This is a genomic window from Sandarakinorhabdus limnophila DSM 17366 (assembly GCF_945882885.1).
GTDB classification, from domain to species: domain Bacteria; phylum Pseudomonadota; class Alphaproteobacteria; order Sphingomonadales; family Sphingomonadaceae; genus Sandarakinorhabdus; species Sandarakinorhabdus limnophila_A.
In genome coordinates, this window is sequence record NZ_CAMCWT010000001.1 from 38502 (window position 1) to 53205 (window position 14704).

Sequence of the window (14704 nt, forward strand, 5' to 3'; positions counted from 1 at the left end):
GGTGAACAATGTCAAAGCGTAGCAACGCCAAGTACAAGCTCGATCGCCGCATGGGCGAGAATATTTGGGGCCGTCCGAAGAGCCCGGTCAACAAGCGTGAATATGGCCCCGGCCAGCACGGGCAGCGCCGCAAGGGCAAGGTCAGCGATTTCGGCATCCAGCTGCGCGCCAAGCAGAAGCTGAAGGGCTATTACGGCGACGTGACCGAAAAGCAGTTCCGCAAGGTCTATGCCGAAGCCGTCCGCATGAAGGGCGATACCTCGCAGAACCTGATCGGCCTGCTCGAACAGCGCCTCGACATGGTGATCTATCGCGCCAAGTGGGCACCGACCGTGTTCGCCGCCCGCCAGATCGTCAACCATGGCCACATCTGGCTGAACGGCGTGCGCTGCAACATCGGTTCGGCTCGCGTGAAGCCGGGCGATGTGCTCGAACTGGGCCCGAAGGCCCGCGAAATGGCGCTGGTGCTGGAAGCCCAGAGCCTTTCGGAGCGTGACGTGCCGGAATATGTGTCGGTCGAAGGCAACAAGGCCAGCTATGTGCGCGTGCCGACTCTGGACGAAGTGCCGTACCCGGTGAAGATGGAACCGAACCTGGTCGTCGAATTCTACAGCCGCTGATCGCTCAGCCGGCTTGCATGCAAAAGGGCGGCCCATCGGGCCGCCCTTTTCATTTGCGCAGCAAAGTCCTGCACACAGCGCCCCTGCACCCTTGCCCTCACCCCCAATCCCCCCCAAGATAATCGGCTATGCTGCGCCAGTATGAATTGGTGGAACGGGTTAAGGCCTATGATCCCGACGCGGATGAGGACCTCCTCAACCGCGCCTATGTGTTTTCGGTGAAAGCGCATGGCAGCCAGCTGCGCGCCAGTGGTGACCCCTATTTCAGCCACCCAGTCGAGGTTGCCGGCATCCTCACTGACCTGAAACTGGACGACAAGACGATCGCCACCGCGATCCTTCACGACACCATCGAGGACACGGTGGCAACGCAGGAACAGATCGAGCGGCTGTTCGGGGCAGATGTGGCCCGGCTGGTCGATGGCGTCACCAAGTTGTCGAAGATCGAAACGCAGACCGAAAGCGCGCGCCAGGCCGAAAATCTGCGCAAGTTCCTGCTGGCGATGTCCACCGATATCCGCGTGCTGCTGGTGAAGCTGGCAGACCGGCTGCACAACATGCGCACGCTGCACCACATCGCCAAGGAAGAGAAGCGCCGCCGCATCGCCCGCGAGACGATGGACATCTATGCCCCGCTGGCCGAGCGGATCGGCATGTATGGCTTCATGGAGGAGATGCAGGAACTGGCGTTCAGCCATCTCGAGCCGGAAGCCAGCCAGATGATCAGCCAGCGCATGGCGCGTTTGCGCGACACCAGCGGCGCCAACGTCCACCGCATCACCGGGGCGATGGAAAGGGTGCTGAAATCCAAAGGTATCGCCGCCAGCGTGAGCGGGCGTGAAAAGCGCCCCTACAGCATCTGGCGCAAGATGGCGGCGCGGCAGATGAGCTTCGAACAGCTATCCGACGTGATGGCGTTCCGGGTGATTCTGGATGATGAAAGCGACTGCTATCGCGCGCTCGGCATCGTTCACAGCCGCTGGCCGATGGTGCCCGGCCGCTTCAAGGATTTCATCTCCACACCCAAATCCAATGGTTATCGGTCCTTGCACACCTCGGTGCTGCTGGGCGGCGAAGCGGCGCGCATCGAGGTGCAGATCCGCACCCGCCTGATGCACGAGGAAGCCGAATATGGCGTTGCCGCGCACTGGGCCTACAAGCTAGGTGCCGATGGCGCTCCAGCGCGCGAAGCCTATCCGTGGATCGAAGATCTGCTCGACGTGCTGCAGGATGCGGCGAGCCCGGAAGAACTGCTGGAAAACGCCCGGCTGGCGATGTTCCAGGATCAGGTGTTCGTGTTCACGCCCAAGGGCGAGCTGTACCAACTGCCCGGCGATTCCACCCCGGTGGATTTCGCCTATGCGGTGCACAGCGATTTGGGGGACCGCTGCGTGGGGGCCAAGGTGAATGGCCGCGCCGTGCCGCTGCGCACGAGGCTGGTGAACGGCGATCAGGTGGAGATCCTGAAGGGCAAGGTGAATTCACCTGATCCGGCGTGGGAGGCATTTGTGGCCAGCGCCAAGGCCCGCGCCGCCATCCGCCGCCATGTGCGCCACAAGCGCCGCGAGGAATTGCTGGCGATGGGGTCCAAGCTGTTGGATGCGGTGGCGGGCCGGCTGAACGTGACCTTGAACGACGAGATCACGGGGCCGGCCCTGGGCCGGCTGAAGCTGCATGATCGGCCCGCCCTGCAGCTGGCGATGGCGGAAAACCGGCTGTCCGACGATCAGGTCGCCGAAGCCCTGGTGCCTGGTGCCCGCCCCAGCCGGCCGCGCGGCGCCAGAGCCAAGGCGGCGGCGAGCATCTCCATCGAAGGGTTGACCCCGGGTGTCGGCTTCCTGCTGTGCGATCATTGCAGGCCGGTGCCGGGCGATCGCATCGTTGGCGTGCGCACCCCCGATGGGCCGATTTCGGTGCATGTGATCGATTGCGACCATCTGGCCGATGAAAGCGGCGAGTGGCTGGATGTGAGATGGGGCGCCGAAACCGCCGGCGCCGCGGCGCGCATTGCGGTTGTGGTGCACAACCAGCCGGGCGCGCTGGCCAGTCTGGCCGCCAGCATCGCGGCCCACAATGCCAATATCGTCGGGCTGGCACTGAAACACAGGGATCGCGAATTCCACACCGACATCGTTGATATCGAAGTTGAAAGCGTGGGCCATCTCGCCACCATCCTGGCAGCCCTGCGCCAGGTAAAGGCAGTGGTATCGGCCGACAGGGTGCGGTTGTAAGACCGCTTGCGCCCGCATCGGCGCACTGCCAATGCGAGCGCGACCGGAGTGAAAACGATGACCGATGATGACGTATTGGCCGAATTCCGCGCGGCCGAAGCGCTGCTGGAAGGGCATTTCATCCTGTCATCGGGCCTGCGCAGCCCGCGTTACCTGCAATGCGCGCGCGTGTTGATGAGCCCGGCGCGGGCCGAGCGGCTGGCGCAGGCGCTGGCCGCGAAGATCCCGGCCGATGTGAAGGCGCGCGTCACCGCCGTGATCGCCCCGGCCATGGGCGGCCTGATCTGCGGCTATGAACTGGCCCGCGCATTGGGCGTGGATTCAATGTTCGTCGAACGGCCGACCGGCACGTTCGAACTGCGTCGCGGGTTCCGGCTGGAGCCAGGGCAGCAGGTGCTGCTGATGGAAGATGTCGTCACCACCGGGCTGTCGAGCCGCGAAGCCATCGCTGCCATCACGGCCGCTGGTGGCGAGGTGATCCATGCGGCCTCGCTGGTGGATCGTTCAAACGGCAAAGCCGATCTGGGCGTGCCGTTCACACCGCTGATCCGGCTGGATGTGCCGAGCTACCAGCCCGACGCGCTGCCGCCCGAGCTTGAGGCCATTCCCGCCATCAAGCCGGGCAGCCGCGCGGCATGATTCCGCTGATCGCCATGATCGCGGCCTTCTATGGACCAGAACCAGCCGGCAGGGTCGCCGAAACGGCGGATATGGCCGGTTTCGCTGGCATCGTGCTGTTGTCGGAAAGCGGCCAGGTCACGCTGGAAAAAGGCTTTGGCACCAAGGTGCCACAGCGCATGGTCCGCGCCCGCACGCCATCCGATTTCCTGCCAAGCGACAGCTGGCGCTGGGCATCGGTAACCAAGCAGATCACCGCCACCATCGCGATGCAGGATGTCGCGGCCGGCCGGCTTGATCTGGATGCGCCGATCATCCGCTATCTGCCAGCCTTCAAGGGACCGACCGGCAAACGCATCACGGTCGGTATGCTGCTCGGCCATACATCGGGCCTGCCCGACAGCAATGCTGACGACGGCGCCGCCTTCCGGCCTGACGCCCGGGTGCTGCCCGCAACCGTCTGCGCCGGCGCGGTGCGCGACCAGCCGGGCAAAAGCTTCAACTACGACAATTGCGATTACATCATCGCCGGCCGCGTGCTCGAAGCCGCGAACCGCAAGCCCTATGCCCATTTGCTCACCGAACGCATCACGAAACCGCTGGGCATGACCAGCGTGCGCATCGCCGGGCCGCATGTCGCCGGGCTGGGCGAAGCGCCGGTGAATCTGGCGGCCTATGGCGCGGCCGGCGCCATCACCGGCACCATCCGCGATCTGTGGCGTTTCGATCAGGCGCTGATCAATGGCAAGCTGCTGCCGGCCGCTGCCCGCGCCAAGATGTGGGAGGGCCGCCCGCAATATGGCTACGCTGCGCTCGGCCAATGGGCTTATGATGTGAAGCTGCGCGGGTGCGACGCTGCGCAGCGCATCATCGAACGGCGCGGGGCCATTGGCGGTGCGCAGGTGCGTAACTATATCCTGCCCGAACGCAACATCGTGCTGATTGCCATGACCAACCGCGACAAGACTGACTTCGGCGAATTGTGGCAGAGCGCCGGCTTGGGCTATGAACTGCTCAGCGCGGCCGCCTGCAAGGCCATCGACGCATGACGACTCACCTCCGCCCCAACCACCTGCGCCTTGGCGTCAACATCGATCATGTCGCCACCATCCGCAACGCGCGTGGCGGCCTGCATCCCTGCCCCTTGCGCGCCGCGGACGTGGCGGCCGCCGCCGGCGCCGACGGCATCACCATCCATCTGCGCGAAGATCGCCGCCACATCACCGATGCTGATTTGATCCGGCTGAGCGGCGCCATCTCGTTGCCGATCAACCTCGAAATGGCGGCGACCGATGAAATGCTGGCCATCGCGCTGGCCCACAAGCCCCACGCCGCCTGCATCGTTCCGGAACGCCGCGCCGAACGCACCACCGAAGGCGGGCTGGATGCTGCCGGCCAGCACAACACGCTGCAGCCGATCGTGGCGCGGCTGCAGGATGCCGGCATTCGCGTCTCGCTGTTCATCGCGCCCGATGCGCGTCAACTCGAAGCGGCTGCCCGGCTGGGCGTGCCGGTGGTGGAGCTGCACACCGGGCCTTATGCGCATGCGGAAACGCCAGATGAGATCGAGTGCGAACTCGCCCGCCTGACCCGCGCGGCGGAAGCCGGTGTGGCACTCGGCCTTGAAATGCACGCCGGCCATGGCCTCACCTATGATAATGTCTTGCCCGTCGCGGCGCTGCCGCAGCTGGCCGAACTCAACATCGGCCATTTCCTGATCGGGGAAGCGGTGTTCGTTGGTCTTGATGCCGCCATCCGCCGGATGCGTGGCCTGATGGATGAGGCACGCGCTTGAGCGGCCTGATGGTGCCATCCGGCCTGGCGCTGATCGGCCTCGGTTCCGATCTGTGCAATATCGAGCGCATCGCCAGCAGCATCGATCGCTTTGGCGACCGCTTCATCAACCGCATCTTCACCGATATCGAACAGGCCAAGGCGAACCGACGCGAACTCACCCGCGCCGCCACCTTCGCCAAGCGATTTGCCGCCAAGGAAGCCTGTGCCAAGGCGCTGGGCACCGGCTTTCGCCAGGGCGTGTTCTGGCGCGACATGGGCGTCGTCAACCTGCCCAGCGGCCAGCCCACCCTGCAGCTTTCGGGCGGCGCGGCGGCAAGGCTGGCACAAATCACGCCCAGCGGGCATAAGGCGGCGATTCATCTGACGATGACTGACGACCATCCGTGGGCGCAGGCCATCGTGCTCATTACAGTTGGTGTGGAATGACCGAAGCCGTGGCGACCAAGAAGAAGATCAACTGGGCGGAGGAAGCCTGGCAGTTGTTCCTGCTGGCGCTGGCCGTGCTCGCCGTCCACACGGCGGTGGCCAAGCCCTTCTACATCCCGTCCGGATCAATGCTGCCCGGCCTGCTGGTTGGCGATCGGCTGATCGTGTCGAAATATCCCTATGGCTATTCCTATCTGTCGCCGTCGCTAAACGTGCTGCCCAAGATGGATGGCCGGCTGTTCGGCAGCCTTCCGGAACGCGGCGATATCGTGGTGCTGAAATCGCCCATCGCCCAGGATGACTGGATCAAGCGGGTAATCGGCCTGCCCCGCGACACGGTGCAGATGAAGGATGGTCGGTTGTGGCTGAACGGCGTGGCCGTGCCCAAGCTGAAGCTGGCCGATACGGTGATGAAGGTGACGCCCAACAGCGACTGCGCCACCATGATCGACGCGCAATATCGGGTGATCACGCCCGATGGCACCACCGAATGCCACCTGCCGACCTATCGCGAGACCCTGCCGGGCGGCCGCACTTACACCGTGCTCGATCTCGCCAACCTGCCGCAGGACAACACCGAACCGGTGATCGTCCCAGAAGGCCATGTGTTCCTGATGGGCGACAATCGCGACAACAGCGAAGACAGCCGCTTCCCCGCCGAAGTGGGCGGGCTGGGCCTGTTGCCGGTGGAAAATATCGTTGGCCGCGCCGAATTCACCACCTTCAGCCTGGATGGTTCGACAAGCCTGAACCCGGTGACCTGGGTGACCGCCTTGCGTGACCGCTGGTTCCTGTCGCTGCGCGACAACTGAGCTTTGAACCGCTAGAAAAGAGGGCCTCCGGCGGGCAGGCCTGAGGCCTGCACCCGTTTTTTACGATCCAATGCTCTGTGCTTGTCGCCAGACGCGCGCCAAACGAAAGTGGGTCCAGGGCCTCAGGCCCTGGCCGCCGAAGGCACGTCTACCTGATCCTGCGGACTTTACTGCGCCGGCTTTACCGCCAGCAGTTCGATATCGAATTCCAGCACTGCGCCCGGCGGAATCACGCCGCCGGCGCCCTGGCTGCCATAGGCAAACTGCGGCGGCACCACGAAGTGATATTTGGAACCAACCGTCATCAGCTGCACGCCTTCGGTCCAGCCCGGAATGACCTGATCAAGCGGGAAGGCCGCCGGCTGGCCGCGCTGGTAGCTCGAATCGAACACGGTGCCGTCAATCAGCTTGCCTTCATAATGCACCAGCACCGTATCCTTGGCAGCCGGCTTCGGGCCCTGGCCAGCGCGAATCACCTGATATTGCAGGCCTGATGCGGTGGTGATCACGCCGGGCTTGCTCTTGTTGGCGGCCATATACTTCACATCGGCGGTGCGCACGGCGGCGACCTGGCTCTGGGTGCCGGTATAGACCAGCACGCCAACCACGGCGATCACGACGGCGCCTGCCGCCAGCCACTTGCCGATGCCGACACCACCGGCGTTATTGGTTGCCTGACCTGACATATGTGCCTCAAAACCCAAAAATTGCTGGCGCCTGCGTGGCGCTTGCAAGTGCGCAGCGCTTACATGGCGAGGGCCGGGCAGAGGGTCAACCCTGCCCGGCCCTCAGCCGCGATTCACCGTGGGACGTCTTATTTGACGCCGTCACGTTCCATGCGCTTGCGGTCCATCTTGCGGGCGCGGCGCACGGCGGCAGCGTTTTCACGGGCGCGCTTTTCCGACGGCTTTTCATAATGCCGGCGCAGCTTCATTTCGCGATAAACGCCTTCGCGCTGCAGCTTCTTCTTCAGGGCGCGAAGGGCCTGATCGACGTTGTTATCGCGAACCAGAATTTGCATGAGGTGCCGTCACTCCATTTTCAGTCGGGGGCAGCGGCCCCATATTCGGGTTTGTTCAAGAAATACAGATGCTCACCGAGTCGCCCCGATGACAGAGGCGTGGCCGATAGCAGATGCCCGATGGGCCTGCAAGCGGGGCAGCAAGCGGGGCTCACCCCTCGACGCAATATTGACTGTGAAGCGCCGCCCGGCCACGCTATGAAGATCGCCATGACGCAGGACATCCCGCTGGCCGAACTGGCCCCCCGCCTGGTGCAGGCGATGCTGCCGCACGTGCCCTATGACGGCTGGAGCGAAACCGCGCTGGCCGCCGCCGCGCGGGACGCTGGTATCGATGCCGACATCGCCGCGCTGGCGCTGCCCAATGCCGAAGCGATGCTCACCGCCTGGACCACCTTGGTGAATGCGAACATGGCCGAAGCCATGGCCGCCAGCCACAACATGAAGGTGCGGGACCGCATCCGCATGGCACTGGTCACCAGACTGGAAACCGGTGACCGCGAAGTGACGCGCCGGGCGCTGAACCTGCTCGCCCAAGCGCAGCACGCCGCGCTGTCGGCCAAGCTGCTGTGGCAGGCCGCCGATGCCATGTGGCGCGCCGCTGGAGACACGGCGACGGACTATAATCATTACACCAAGCGGCTGATCCTTTCCGGCATCTATTCCGCTACCCTGTTGCACTGGACACAGGATGATTCGGAGGATTTCGCCGCCACGAGGCGCTTCATCGATCGCCGCATCGATGGAGTGATGCGCTTTGAAAAGGCCAAGGCCAAGCTCACCGGCATGGCAGGCAAGCTGCCTGATCCGGCGCGCTTCCTCGGCCGGCTGCGCTACCCGGCGGTTTAACGCTGGCGCCCCGCCTGCAAGATTGATAACGGTTCGCAACTTTCCGCGACCGGACCATCCGTTTGACCAATGAAGCCCTTCATCGCCCGATCGACGCGCTGGCCGTGGGCGAAGTGGCGTTGATTGCCGCCATCGATCGCGCCGGGCTGGATCCCGGCACGGCACAGCGCCTGTGCGAACTCGGCTTCGATGAAGGCGTGGATGTCGAAATCCTGCACCGTGCCCCGTTCGGCGGCAATCCTCTGGCGGTGCGGGTGGGCAACATGGTGGTGGCGCTGCGCCGCGACATGGCTCGCCTGATCGAGGTGGAACCATGAACGCGCCCGTCTCCATCACGCGCCAACCGGTGGTGGCGCTGGTCGGCAACCCCAATGCCGGCAAGACCAGCCTGTTCAACGCGCTGACCGGCAGCCGGCAGAAAGTGGGCAATTATCCTGGCGTCACCGTGGAACGCAAAGCCGGCCGCCTCGCCCTGCCCGATGGCCGCAGCGCTGAACTGATCGATCTGCCCGGCACCTACAGCCTGACCCCACGCTCCCCCGATGAAGCCGTGACCCGCGATGCCATCTTCGGCCGCATCGCCGGCGAACGGCCGCTGGATGCGATCGTGGCGGTGGTGGATGCCACCAACTTGCGCAACCATCTGCGTTTCGTGCTGGAACTGAAGGCGCTGGGCCTGCCGCTGGTGGTGGCGCTGAACATGATCGATCTTGCCACGCGCGATGGCATCGGCATCGATTCGGCCCGACTGGGCGCGCTACTCGATCTGCCAGTGGTGGAAACGGTTGCGGTTCGCCGCCGCGGCCTCGAAGCACTCGGCGTCGCGCTCGCGGCCCGCATCGGCGATACGCCGCCCGCCCTGCCGCAGGAGCGCCCCAGCGACGTGCGCGCCCTGCAGAAACAGGCCCGGCAACTGGCCGCCACCGTGCAAACCAGCACCGGCAGCGCCAGGGCCTGGTCGCAGCGCATCGATGCCGTGGTACTGCATCCGCTGGCCGGCCCATTGCTGCTCGCCGCCATATTGTTCTTCATGTTCCAGGCGGTGTTCAGTTGGGCCGAAGCGCCGATGGGCTGGATTGAAGCCGGGGTGGCCGCACTGCAGGCCGAACTGGCTGCCGCCCTGCCCGAAGGCTGGTTCCTGTCGCTGCTGAATGATGGCGTGCTCGCCGGGGTGGGCGCGGTGGTGGTGTTCCTCCCGCAGATCCTGATCCTGTTCCTGTTCATCATCACGCTGGAACAGACCGGTTACATGACCCGCGCCGCCTTCCTGATGGACCGGCTGATGGCACGCGTCGGCCTCAATGGCCGCGCCTTCATCCCGCTGCTCTCCAGCTTTGCCTGCGCCGTGCCGGGCATCATGGCCTCCCGCACCATCGATTCGCCGCGCGACCGGCTCACCACCATATTGATCGCGCCGCTGATGACCTGTTCGGCGCGCCTGCCGGTTTATGCCGTGGTGATCGGCGCCTTCATCCCGGCCCGCGATGTCGGCCCGTTCGGCCTGCAGGGGCTGGTGTTGTTCGCGCTCTATCTGGCCGGCATATTGGGCGCGCTGGTTGCCGCCTTCGCCCTGCGCCGCACTGTCACCAAGGGCGCTGCACCCCCGTTCCTGATGGAGATGCCGAAATATCAGTGGCCGGCGCTGCGCGATGTTGGCCTTGGCCTCTATGGCCGCGCCACGGCCTTCCTGCAGCGCGCCGGCACCATCATCCTCGCCTCCACCATCGTGCTGTGGGCCATGGCCAGTTGGCCGCAACCGCCCGTTGGTGCCAACAAGCCCGCCATCGATTACAGCCTCGCCGGCAAGATCGGCGCGGCGCTGGAGCCGGCATTCGCGCCCATTGGCTTCAACAAGGAAATCGTCATCGCGCTGGTGCCCGGCATGGCGGCGCGCGAAGTGGCCGTCTCCGCGCTCGGCACCGTCTACGCCCTCAACGACGTGTCCGAAGACAATGCCGGCAGCCTCATCGAGCGGCTGCGCAGCGCCTGGCCACTGCCCACGGCGCTGGCCTTCCTGGCATGGTTCGTGTTCGCGCCGCAGTGCATTTCAACGCTGGCCATCACCCGCCGCGAAACCGCCAGCTGGCGCTGGCCAATCTTCATGTTCAGCTATCTGTTCGCCGCAGCCTATGTAGCGGCCGGCATCACTTACCATCTGGCGCTGGCTGCGGGGCTTTGAGCGACAGGCGCACGCCCAACCCCAAGGCCAGCATCCCGAAACTGATCGCGCTGCCCGTCCAGCCGACATAGCGCAGCGAGCTTTGCAGCACGAACAGGCAGCCGCCGGTAAAAACCAGCGGCACCAGCGGATACAGCGGCACCAGGAACGGCCGCTCCACTTGCGGCAGGCGCCGCCGCAGGATGATCAGCGCCGGGCCGGTGAGGGACAGGAACAGCCAGAACACCGGCGACAGGAAATCCACCATCTGGGCAAAGCCGGTGGACAGAGACCCCCACGCCACCAGGCACAGCGAGACGGCGCACTGCACCCAGATCGCCCGGCGCGGCACCCCGGCCACCTCGTCCCACGCGGCCAGCCGGCCCAGCGCCGGTTCGTCGCCGGCCACGGCATAGAGCGTGCGGCCACCCACAATCACCAGCGCATTGACGATCGCCAGCGCCGCGATGCCGACGAAGATCACCATCGTCACCTGCCCGGCCTGCCCGAAGGCGATGGCCATCAGTTGCGCCGCTGGTGCCGCACTTGCCGCCAGGCCAGCGCCGCCCAGGCCGGTGAGATAGGCCCAATTGGCCAGCAGATAGAGCGCGGTCACCATCCCCATGCCGCCGACCATCGCCAGCGTCATGTCGCGCGGGCGGCGCACCTCGGCGGACAAGGTGGCGGCATCGTTGAAGCCGCCAAAGGCCAACATGACGAACACCATCGCCTGTCCGAAAGCCGCAGCGCCAAACGGCTGCGGCACCGGCGTGGGCGTGAGCGGCGGCGTGCCGGACGCGATCAGGCTGGCGGAAGCGATACCCAGCACCAGCAGCGCCAGCACATCGGCGCTGACCAGCAAGATCTGGCCATTGGTCGATCGCTTGACCCCGGCAAGATTGAACCCGGTGAGCACGACAATCGCCAGCCCCGCCACCCCGCCGCGCGCCAGCCCCGAAAGCGGCACCAGTTCCGCCAGATAATCCGCCGCCACAAAGGCGAGCATCGCCGCAGAGGCGGAGAAGATCACCGCAAAACGCGACCAGGCGAAGAGGAAGCCCACCAGCGGGCCATAAGCGAGTTTCAGGAAGCGATAATCACCGCCCGGATGCGGGAAGGCGTTGGACAATTCGGCATAGACCAGCGCGCCGCACAGCGCGAACAGCCCGCCCAGCGCCCATGCGGCCAGCACCAGCATGTCATTCTGCAGATTGGCCGCGACCAGGCTGGCCGAGCGGAAGATGCCCGCCCCGACAACCATGCCGACGACAACGGAGGCGGCGGCGAACGGCCCTAAGACACGGCGGGGAGCGGTGGTGGTCATGCCGGCAGCGTGGCCGGGCCGTTGGCTGGCGGCAAGGGGGCAGTTCGCCCCGTCAACGCCGCCCGGCAAAGAAGTCCTTCAACAGCGCCGCGCTTTCCGCTTCCGCCACGCCGGCCACCACTTCGGGCCGGTGATGGGCCTGCGGGTGGCTGAACACGCGGGCGCCATGCTCCACCCCGCCGGATTTCGGATCGGACGCGCCATACACCACCCGCTCCAGCCGCGCCGCCGCGATGGCCGCCGCACACATGGCGCAAGGCTCCAACGTGACGGTGAGGGTGCAGCCGATCAGCCGCTCGCTTCCCAGCGCCGCACAGGCGGCGCGGATCGCCAGCATCTCGGCATGGGCCGTCGGGTCGTTGAGCTCGCGGGTGCGATTGCCAGCCTGTGCGATCACCCCTCCGGCGGCGTCGGTGATCACCGTGCCCACCGGCACTTCGCCGCGCGCGGCGGCCGCGCGGGCTTCATCCAGCGCGCATGCCATCGCTTTGGAGGGGGGAAAGGCCATGCACAGCCTCTAGCGGCAAGCGGCGCTGCGGCCTAGTCTGGCGCGCATGAGCATGCACCCCGTCACCCCAGAGGCCCTCGCAATCACCCGCACCACGGCGGAGCAGTATCATGCGCTTTACGCGCAGAGCCTCGCCGATCCCGATGGCTTCTGGCGCAACCAGATCGGGCGGCTCGATTGGTACAAGGCGCCCACCACCATGGGCAACTGGTCATGGGACCCGGTCGACATCAAGTGGTTCGAAGATGGCGTCATCAACGCCAGCTGGAACTGCCTCGATCGCTGGGCCGAAGCCGATCCCAAGCGCACTGCCATCGTCTGGGAAGCCGACGATCCCAAAGCTGACGGCCGCCGCATCAGCTATGGCGAGTTGCGCGAAGAGGTGGCGCGCATGGCCAATGCACTGGTGGCGCTGGGCGTCGACAAGGGCGACTGTGTCACCATCTACATGCCGATGATCCCGGAAGCCGCGATGGCCATGCTGGCCTGCGCTCGCATCGGCGCCGTTCACTCGGTGGTGTTCGGCGGCTTCTCGGCCGAAAGCCTGGCCGGGCGCATCGAAGACGCGCAAAGCCGCTTCATCATCACTGCCGACGAAGGCCGACGCGGTGGCAAGCCCATTCCCTTGAAAGCCATCGCCGACCAAGCCTGCGACAAGGCCGAAGTCGCCGGCGTCAACGTCGAAGCCATGCTGGTCATCCGCCACACCGGCGGCCGAATCGCCATGGTCGAAGACCGCGACCATTGGTGGCACGATATCCGCGCCGAGGTGCCATACTCCTGCACGCCGGAACCGATGAACGCCGAAGATCCGCTGTTCATCCTCTACACCAGCGGCTCCACCGGCAAGCCCAAGGGCGTGCTCCACTCCACTGCCGGCTATCTCTTGTGGGCCAATCTCACTTTTGAAGCCGTGTTCGATTATCGCGCTGGCGAAGTGTTCTGGTGCACCGCAGATGTCGGCTGGGTCACCGGGCACTCCTATATCGTCTATGGGCCGCTGTCGGCCGGGGCGACCGTGCTGATGTTCGAAGGCATCCCCAGCTTCCCGGCAAACGACCGGTTCTGGCAGGTGATCGACAAGCATAAGGTCAACATCTTCTACACCGCGCCCACCGCCCTGCGCGCCATCATGCGCGACGGTGATGAACCGGTGAACCGCCACGACCTGACCAGCTTGCGGCTGCTCGGCACGGTGGGTGAGCCGATCAACCCGGAAGCCTGGAACTGGTATCACCGCGTCGTCGGCAAGGAGAAGCTGCCGATCGTCGATACCTGGTGGCAGACCGAAACCGGCGGCGCGCTGATCACTCCGCTGCCCGGCGCCACGCCGCTGAAGGCCGGCAGCGCATCGTGGCCCTTCTTCGGCATCGAGCCGGCGCTGGTGGAAGCCGACGGCACCATCATCCCATGGCAACCCGGCCAGGAAATCAGCGGCAACCTCGTGTTGCTACGCAGCTGGCCCGGCCAGGCGCGCACGGTGTTCGGTGATCACGAACGCTTCACCCAAACCTATTTCACCACCTATCGCGGCCGCTATTTCACCGGCGACGGCGCCCGCCGCGATGCCGATGGCTATTGGTGGATCACAGGCCGTGTGGACGACGTGATCAACGTGTCGGGCCACCGCATGGGCACCGCCGAGGTCGAATCGGCGCTGGTCGCACACCCACACGTGGCCGAAGCCGCCGTCGTCGGCTTTCCGCACGACGTGAAGGGCCAGGGCATCTATGCCTATGTGACGCTCAACCTTGGCGTGGAGGCCAGCCCAGACCTGGTGGCCGCCCTGAAAGCCACTGTGCGCGCCGAGATCGGCGGCATTGCCATCCCCGACCATATCCACCTGACGCCGGCCCTGCCCAAGACCCGCAGCGGCAAGATCATGCGCCGCATCCTGCGCAAGATCGCCGAGAACGAGCATGGCAGCCTGGGTGACACGTCGACGCTGGCCGATCCGTCGGTGGTCGATGCGTTGGTCGAAGGCCGGCTCAACCGCTAACGGAGTTTGTTGCGAACCATTCGCATTTTTTCCTTGCCTCCTGCGAGTCAATCGCAATAAGAAGCGATATTGATGGTCATTCGCAGTATCTTATGATGCGTGTCGCTTTGCTGCTGTCGTCGGCCCTTCTCTTCGCTCTGCCCGGTGCCGCACAGGCCGAAACGATGGATGATGACGCCGGCACCATTGTGGTCACCGGCCAGCGGGAAGCCCCGTATCGTGCCAGCAGCATCAGTTCCGCCACCCGCACCGACACGCCGCTGCTCGATGTGCCGCAGGCCGTCACCGTGTTCACGAAGCAGCGGCTGGACGATCAGGCGATTCTGTCCGTGCAGTAGGCG

General features: G+C 65.3%; 16 protein-coding genes. 12 read left to right on the forward strand and 4 right to left on the reverse strand.

Annotation, left to right across the window (positions count from 1 at the left end):
* Window positions 1-8: 8 nt before the first annotated feature.
* The 7 genes from rpsD (at window position 9) to lepB (ending at window position 6504) form a co-directional block, all read left to right on the forward strand.
* Window positions 9-620, forward strand: coding sequence for a 30S ribosomal protein S4 (gene rpsD / locus Q7O19_RS00185; protein ID WP_273463471.1), 612 nt, complete (start codon window positions 9-11; stop codon window positions 618-620).
* Window positions 621-748: 128 nt separating this feature from the next.
* Entirely contained in the window at window positions 749-2851 is a 2103-nt protein-coding gene (locus Q7O19_RS00190) for a bifunctional (p)ppGpp synthetase/guanosine-3',5'-bis(diphosphate) 3'-pyrophosphohydrolase (protein ID WP_303807896.1), read from the forward strand.
* 57 nt (window positions 2852-2908) lie between these two features.
* Window positions 2909-3490 (forward strand): orotate phosphoribosyltransferase, encoded by a 582-nt coding sequence (pyrE, locus tag Q7O19_RS00195; protein WP_273463469.1) that lies wholly within the window; start codon window positions 2909-2911, stop codon window positions 3488-3490.
* On the forward strand, window positions 3487-4518 hold the full coding sequence (locus tag Q7O19_RS00200; RefSeq protein ID WP_303807899.1) for a serine hydrolase: 1032 nt from the start codon (window positions 3487-3489) through the stop codon (window positions 4516-4518). The genes pyrE and Q7O19_RS00200 overlap by 4 nt, the downstream gene beginning before the upstream one ends.
* Window positions 4515-5264: a pyridoxine 5'-phosphate synthase gene (locus Q7O19_RS00205; RefSeq protein ID WP_303783906.1), complete on the forward strand. Its 750-nt coding sequence runs from the start codon at window positions 4515-4517 to the stop codon at window positions 5262-5264. Before Q7O19_RS00200 ends, Q7O19_RS00205 begins: the two co-directional genes overlap by 4 nt.
* 8 nt (window positions 5265-5272) lie before the next feature.
* A complete protein-coding gene (gene acpS / locus Q7O19_RS00210) occupies window positions 5273-5692 on the forward strand; it encodes a holo-ACP synthase (protein WP_303783918.1) in 420 nt (139 codons plus the stop codon).
* Window positions 5689-6504: a signal peptidase I gene (gene lepB / locus Q7O19_RS00215; protein ID WP_303807900.1), complete on the forward strand. Its 816-nt coding sequence runs from the start codon at window positions 5689-5691 to the stop codon at window positions 6502-6504. Before acpS ends, lepB begins: the two co-directional genes overlap by 4 nt.
* Window positions 6505-6671: 167 nt before the next feature.
* Here lepB and Q7O19_RS00220 read toward each other — a convergent pair whose 3' ends face one another.
* Together Q7O19_RS00220 and rpsU are read right to left on the reverse strand one after the other, a co-directional pair.
* Window positions 6672-7190 carry an FKBP-type peptidyl-prolyl cis-trans isomerase gene (locus Q7O19_RS00220; protein WP_303807901.1) on the reverse strand — a complete coding sequence of 173 codons (519 nt, stop codon included), beginning with the start codon at window positions 7188-7190 and terminating at the stop codon, window positions 6672-6674.
* A 128-nt stretch (window positions 7191-7318) separates the two neighbouring features.
* Window positions 7319-7525, reverse strand: coding sequence for a 30S ribosomal protein S21 (rpsU, locus tag Q7O19_RS00225; RefSeq protein ID WP_303807902.1), 207 nt, complete (start codon window positions 7523-7525; stop codon window positions 7319-7321).
* A 198-nt stretch (window positions 7526-7723) separates the two neighbouring features.
* Here rpsU and Q7O19_RS00230 point away from each other — a divergent pair, with 198 nt between their 5' ends.
* The 3 genes from Q7O19_RS00230 to Q7O19_RS00240 all read left to right on the forward strand — a co-directional run bounded on the left by Q7O19_RS00230 (window position 7724) and on the right by Q7O19_RS00240 (window position 10553).
* Entirely contained in the window at window positions 7724-8374 is a 651-nt protein-coding gene (locus Q7O19_RS00230) for a COQ9 family protein (RefSeq protein ID WP_303807903.1), read from the forward strand.
* A 62-nt stretch (window positions 8375-8436) separates the two neighbouring features.
* The gene (locus Q7O19_RS00235) at window positions 8437-8691 is read left to right on the forward strand and encodes a FeoA family protein (protein ID WP_303807904.1); all 255 of its coding nucleotides are present in this window, start codon (window positions 8437-8439) and stop codon (window positions 8689-8691) included.
* Complete coding sequence (locus Q7O19_RS00240) at window positions 8688-10553, forward strand: ferrous iron transporter B (RefSeq protein WP_303807905.1); 1866 nt, start codon at window positions 8688-8690, stop codon at window positions 10551-10553. Before Q7O19_RS00235 ends, Q7O19_RS00240 begins: the two co-directional genes overlap by 4 nt.
* On the opposite strand, the gene Q7O19_RS00245 is transcribed toward Q7O19_RS00240, so the two are convergent.
* On the reverse strand, window positions 10519-11856 hold the full coding sequence (locus Q7O19_RS00245) for an APC family permease (protein WP_303807906.1): 1338 nt from the start codon (window positions 11854-11856) through the stop codon (window positions 10519-10521). The genes Q7O19_RS00240 and Q7O19_RS00245 overlap by 35 nt on opposite strands.
* A 52-nt stretch (window positions 11857-11908) precedes the next feature.
* Window positions 11909-12364, reverse strand: a complete 456-nt coding sequence (locus Q7O19_RS00250; protein ID WP_303807907.1) for a nucleoside deaminase — start codon at window positions 12362-12364, stop codon at window positions 11909-11911.
* 46 nt (window positions 12365-12410) lie between these two features.
* Between Q7O19_RS00250 and acs the strand changes: the two genes are divergently transcribed.
* Window positions 12411-14363 (forward strand): acetate--CoA ligase, encoded by a 1953-nt coding sequence (acs, locus tag Q7O19_RS00255; protein ID WP_303807908.1) that lies wholly within the window; start codon window positions 12411-12413, stop codon window positions 14361-14363.
* A 92-nt stretch (window positions 14364-14455) separates the two neighbouring features.
* Complete coding sequence (locus tag Q7O19_RS00260) at window positions 14456-14701, forward strand: hypothetical protein (protein WP_303807909.1); 246 nt, start codon at window positions 14456-14458, stop codon at window positions 14699-14701.
* The last annotated feature ends 3 nt before the right edge of the window (window positions 14702-14704 follow it).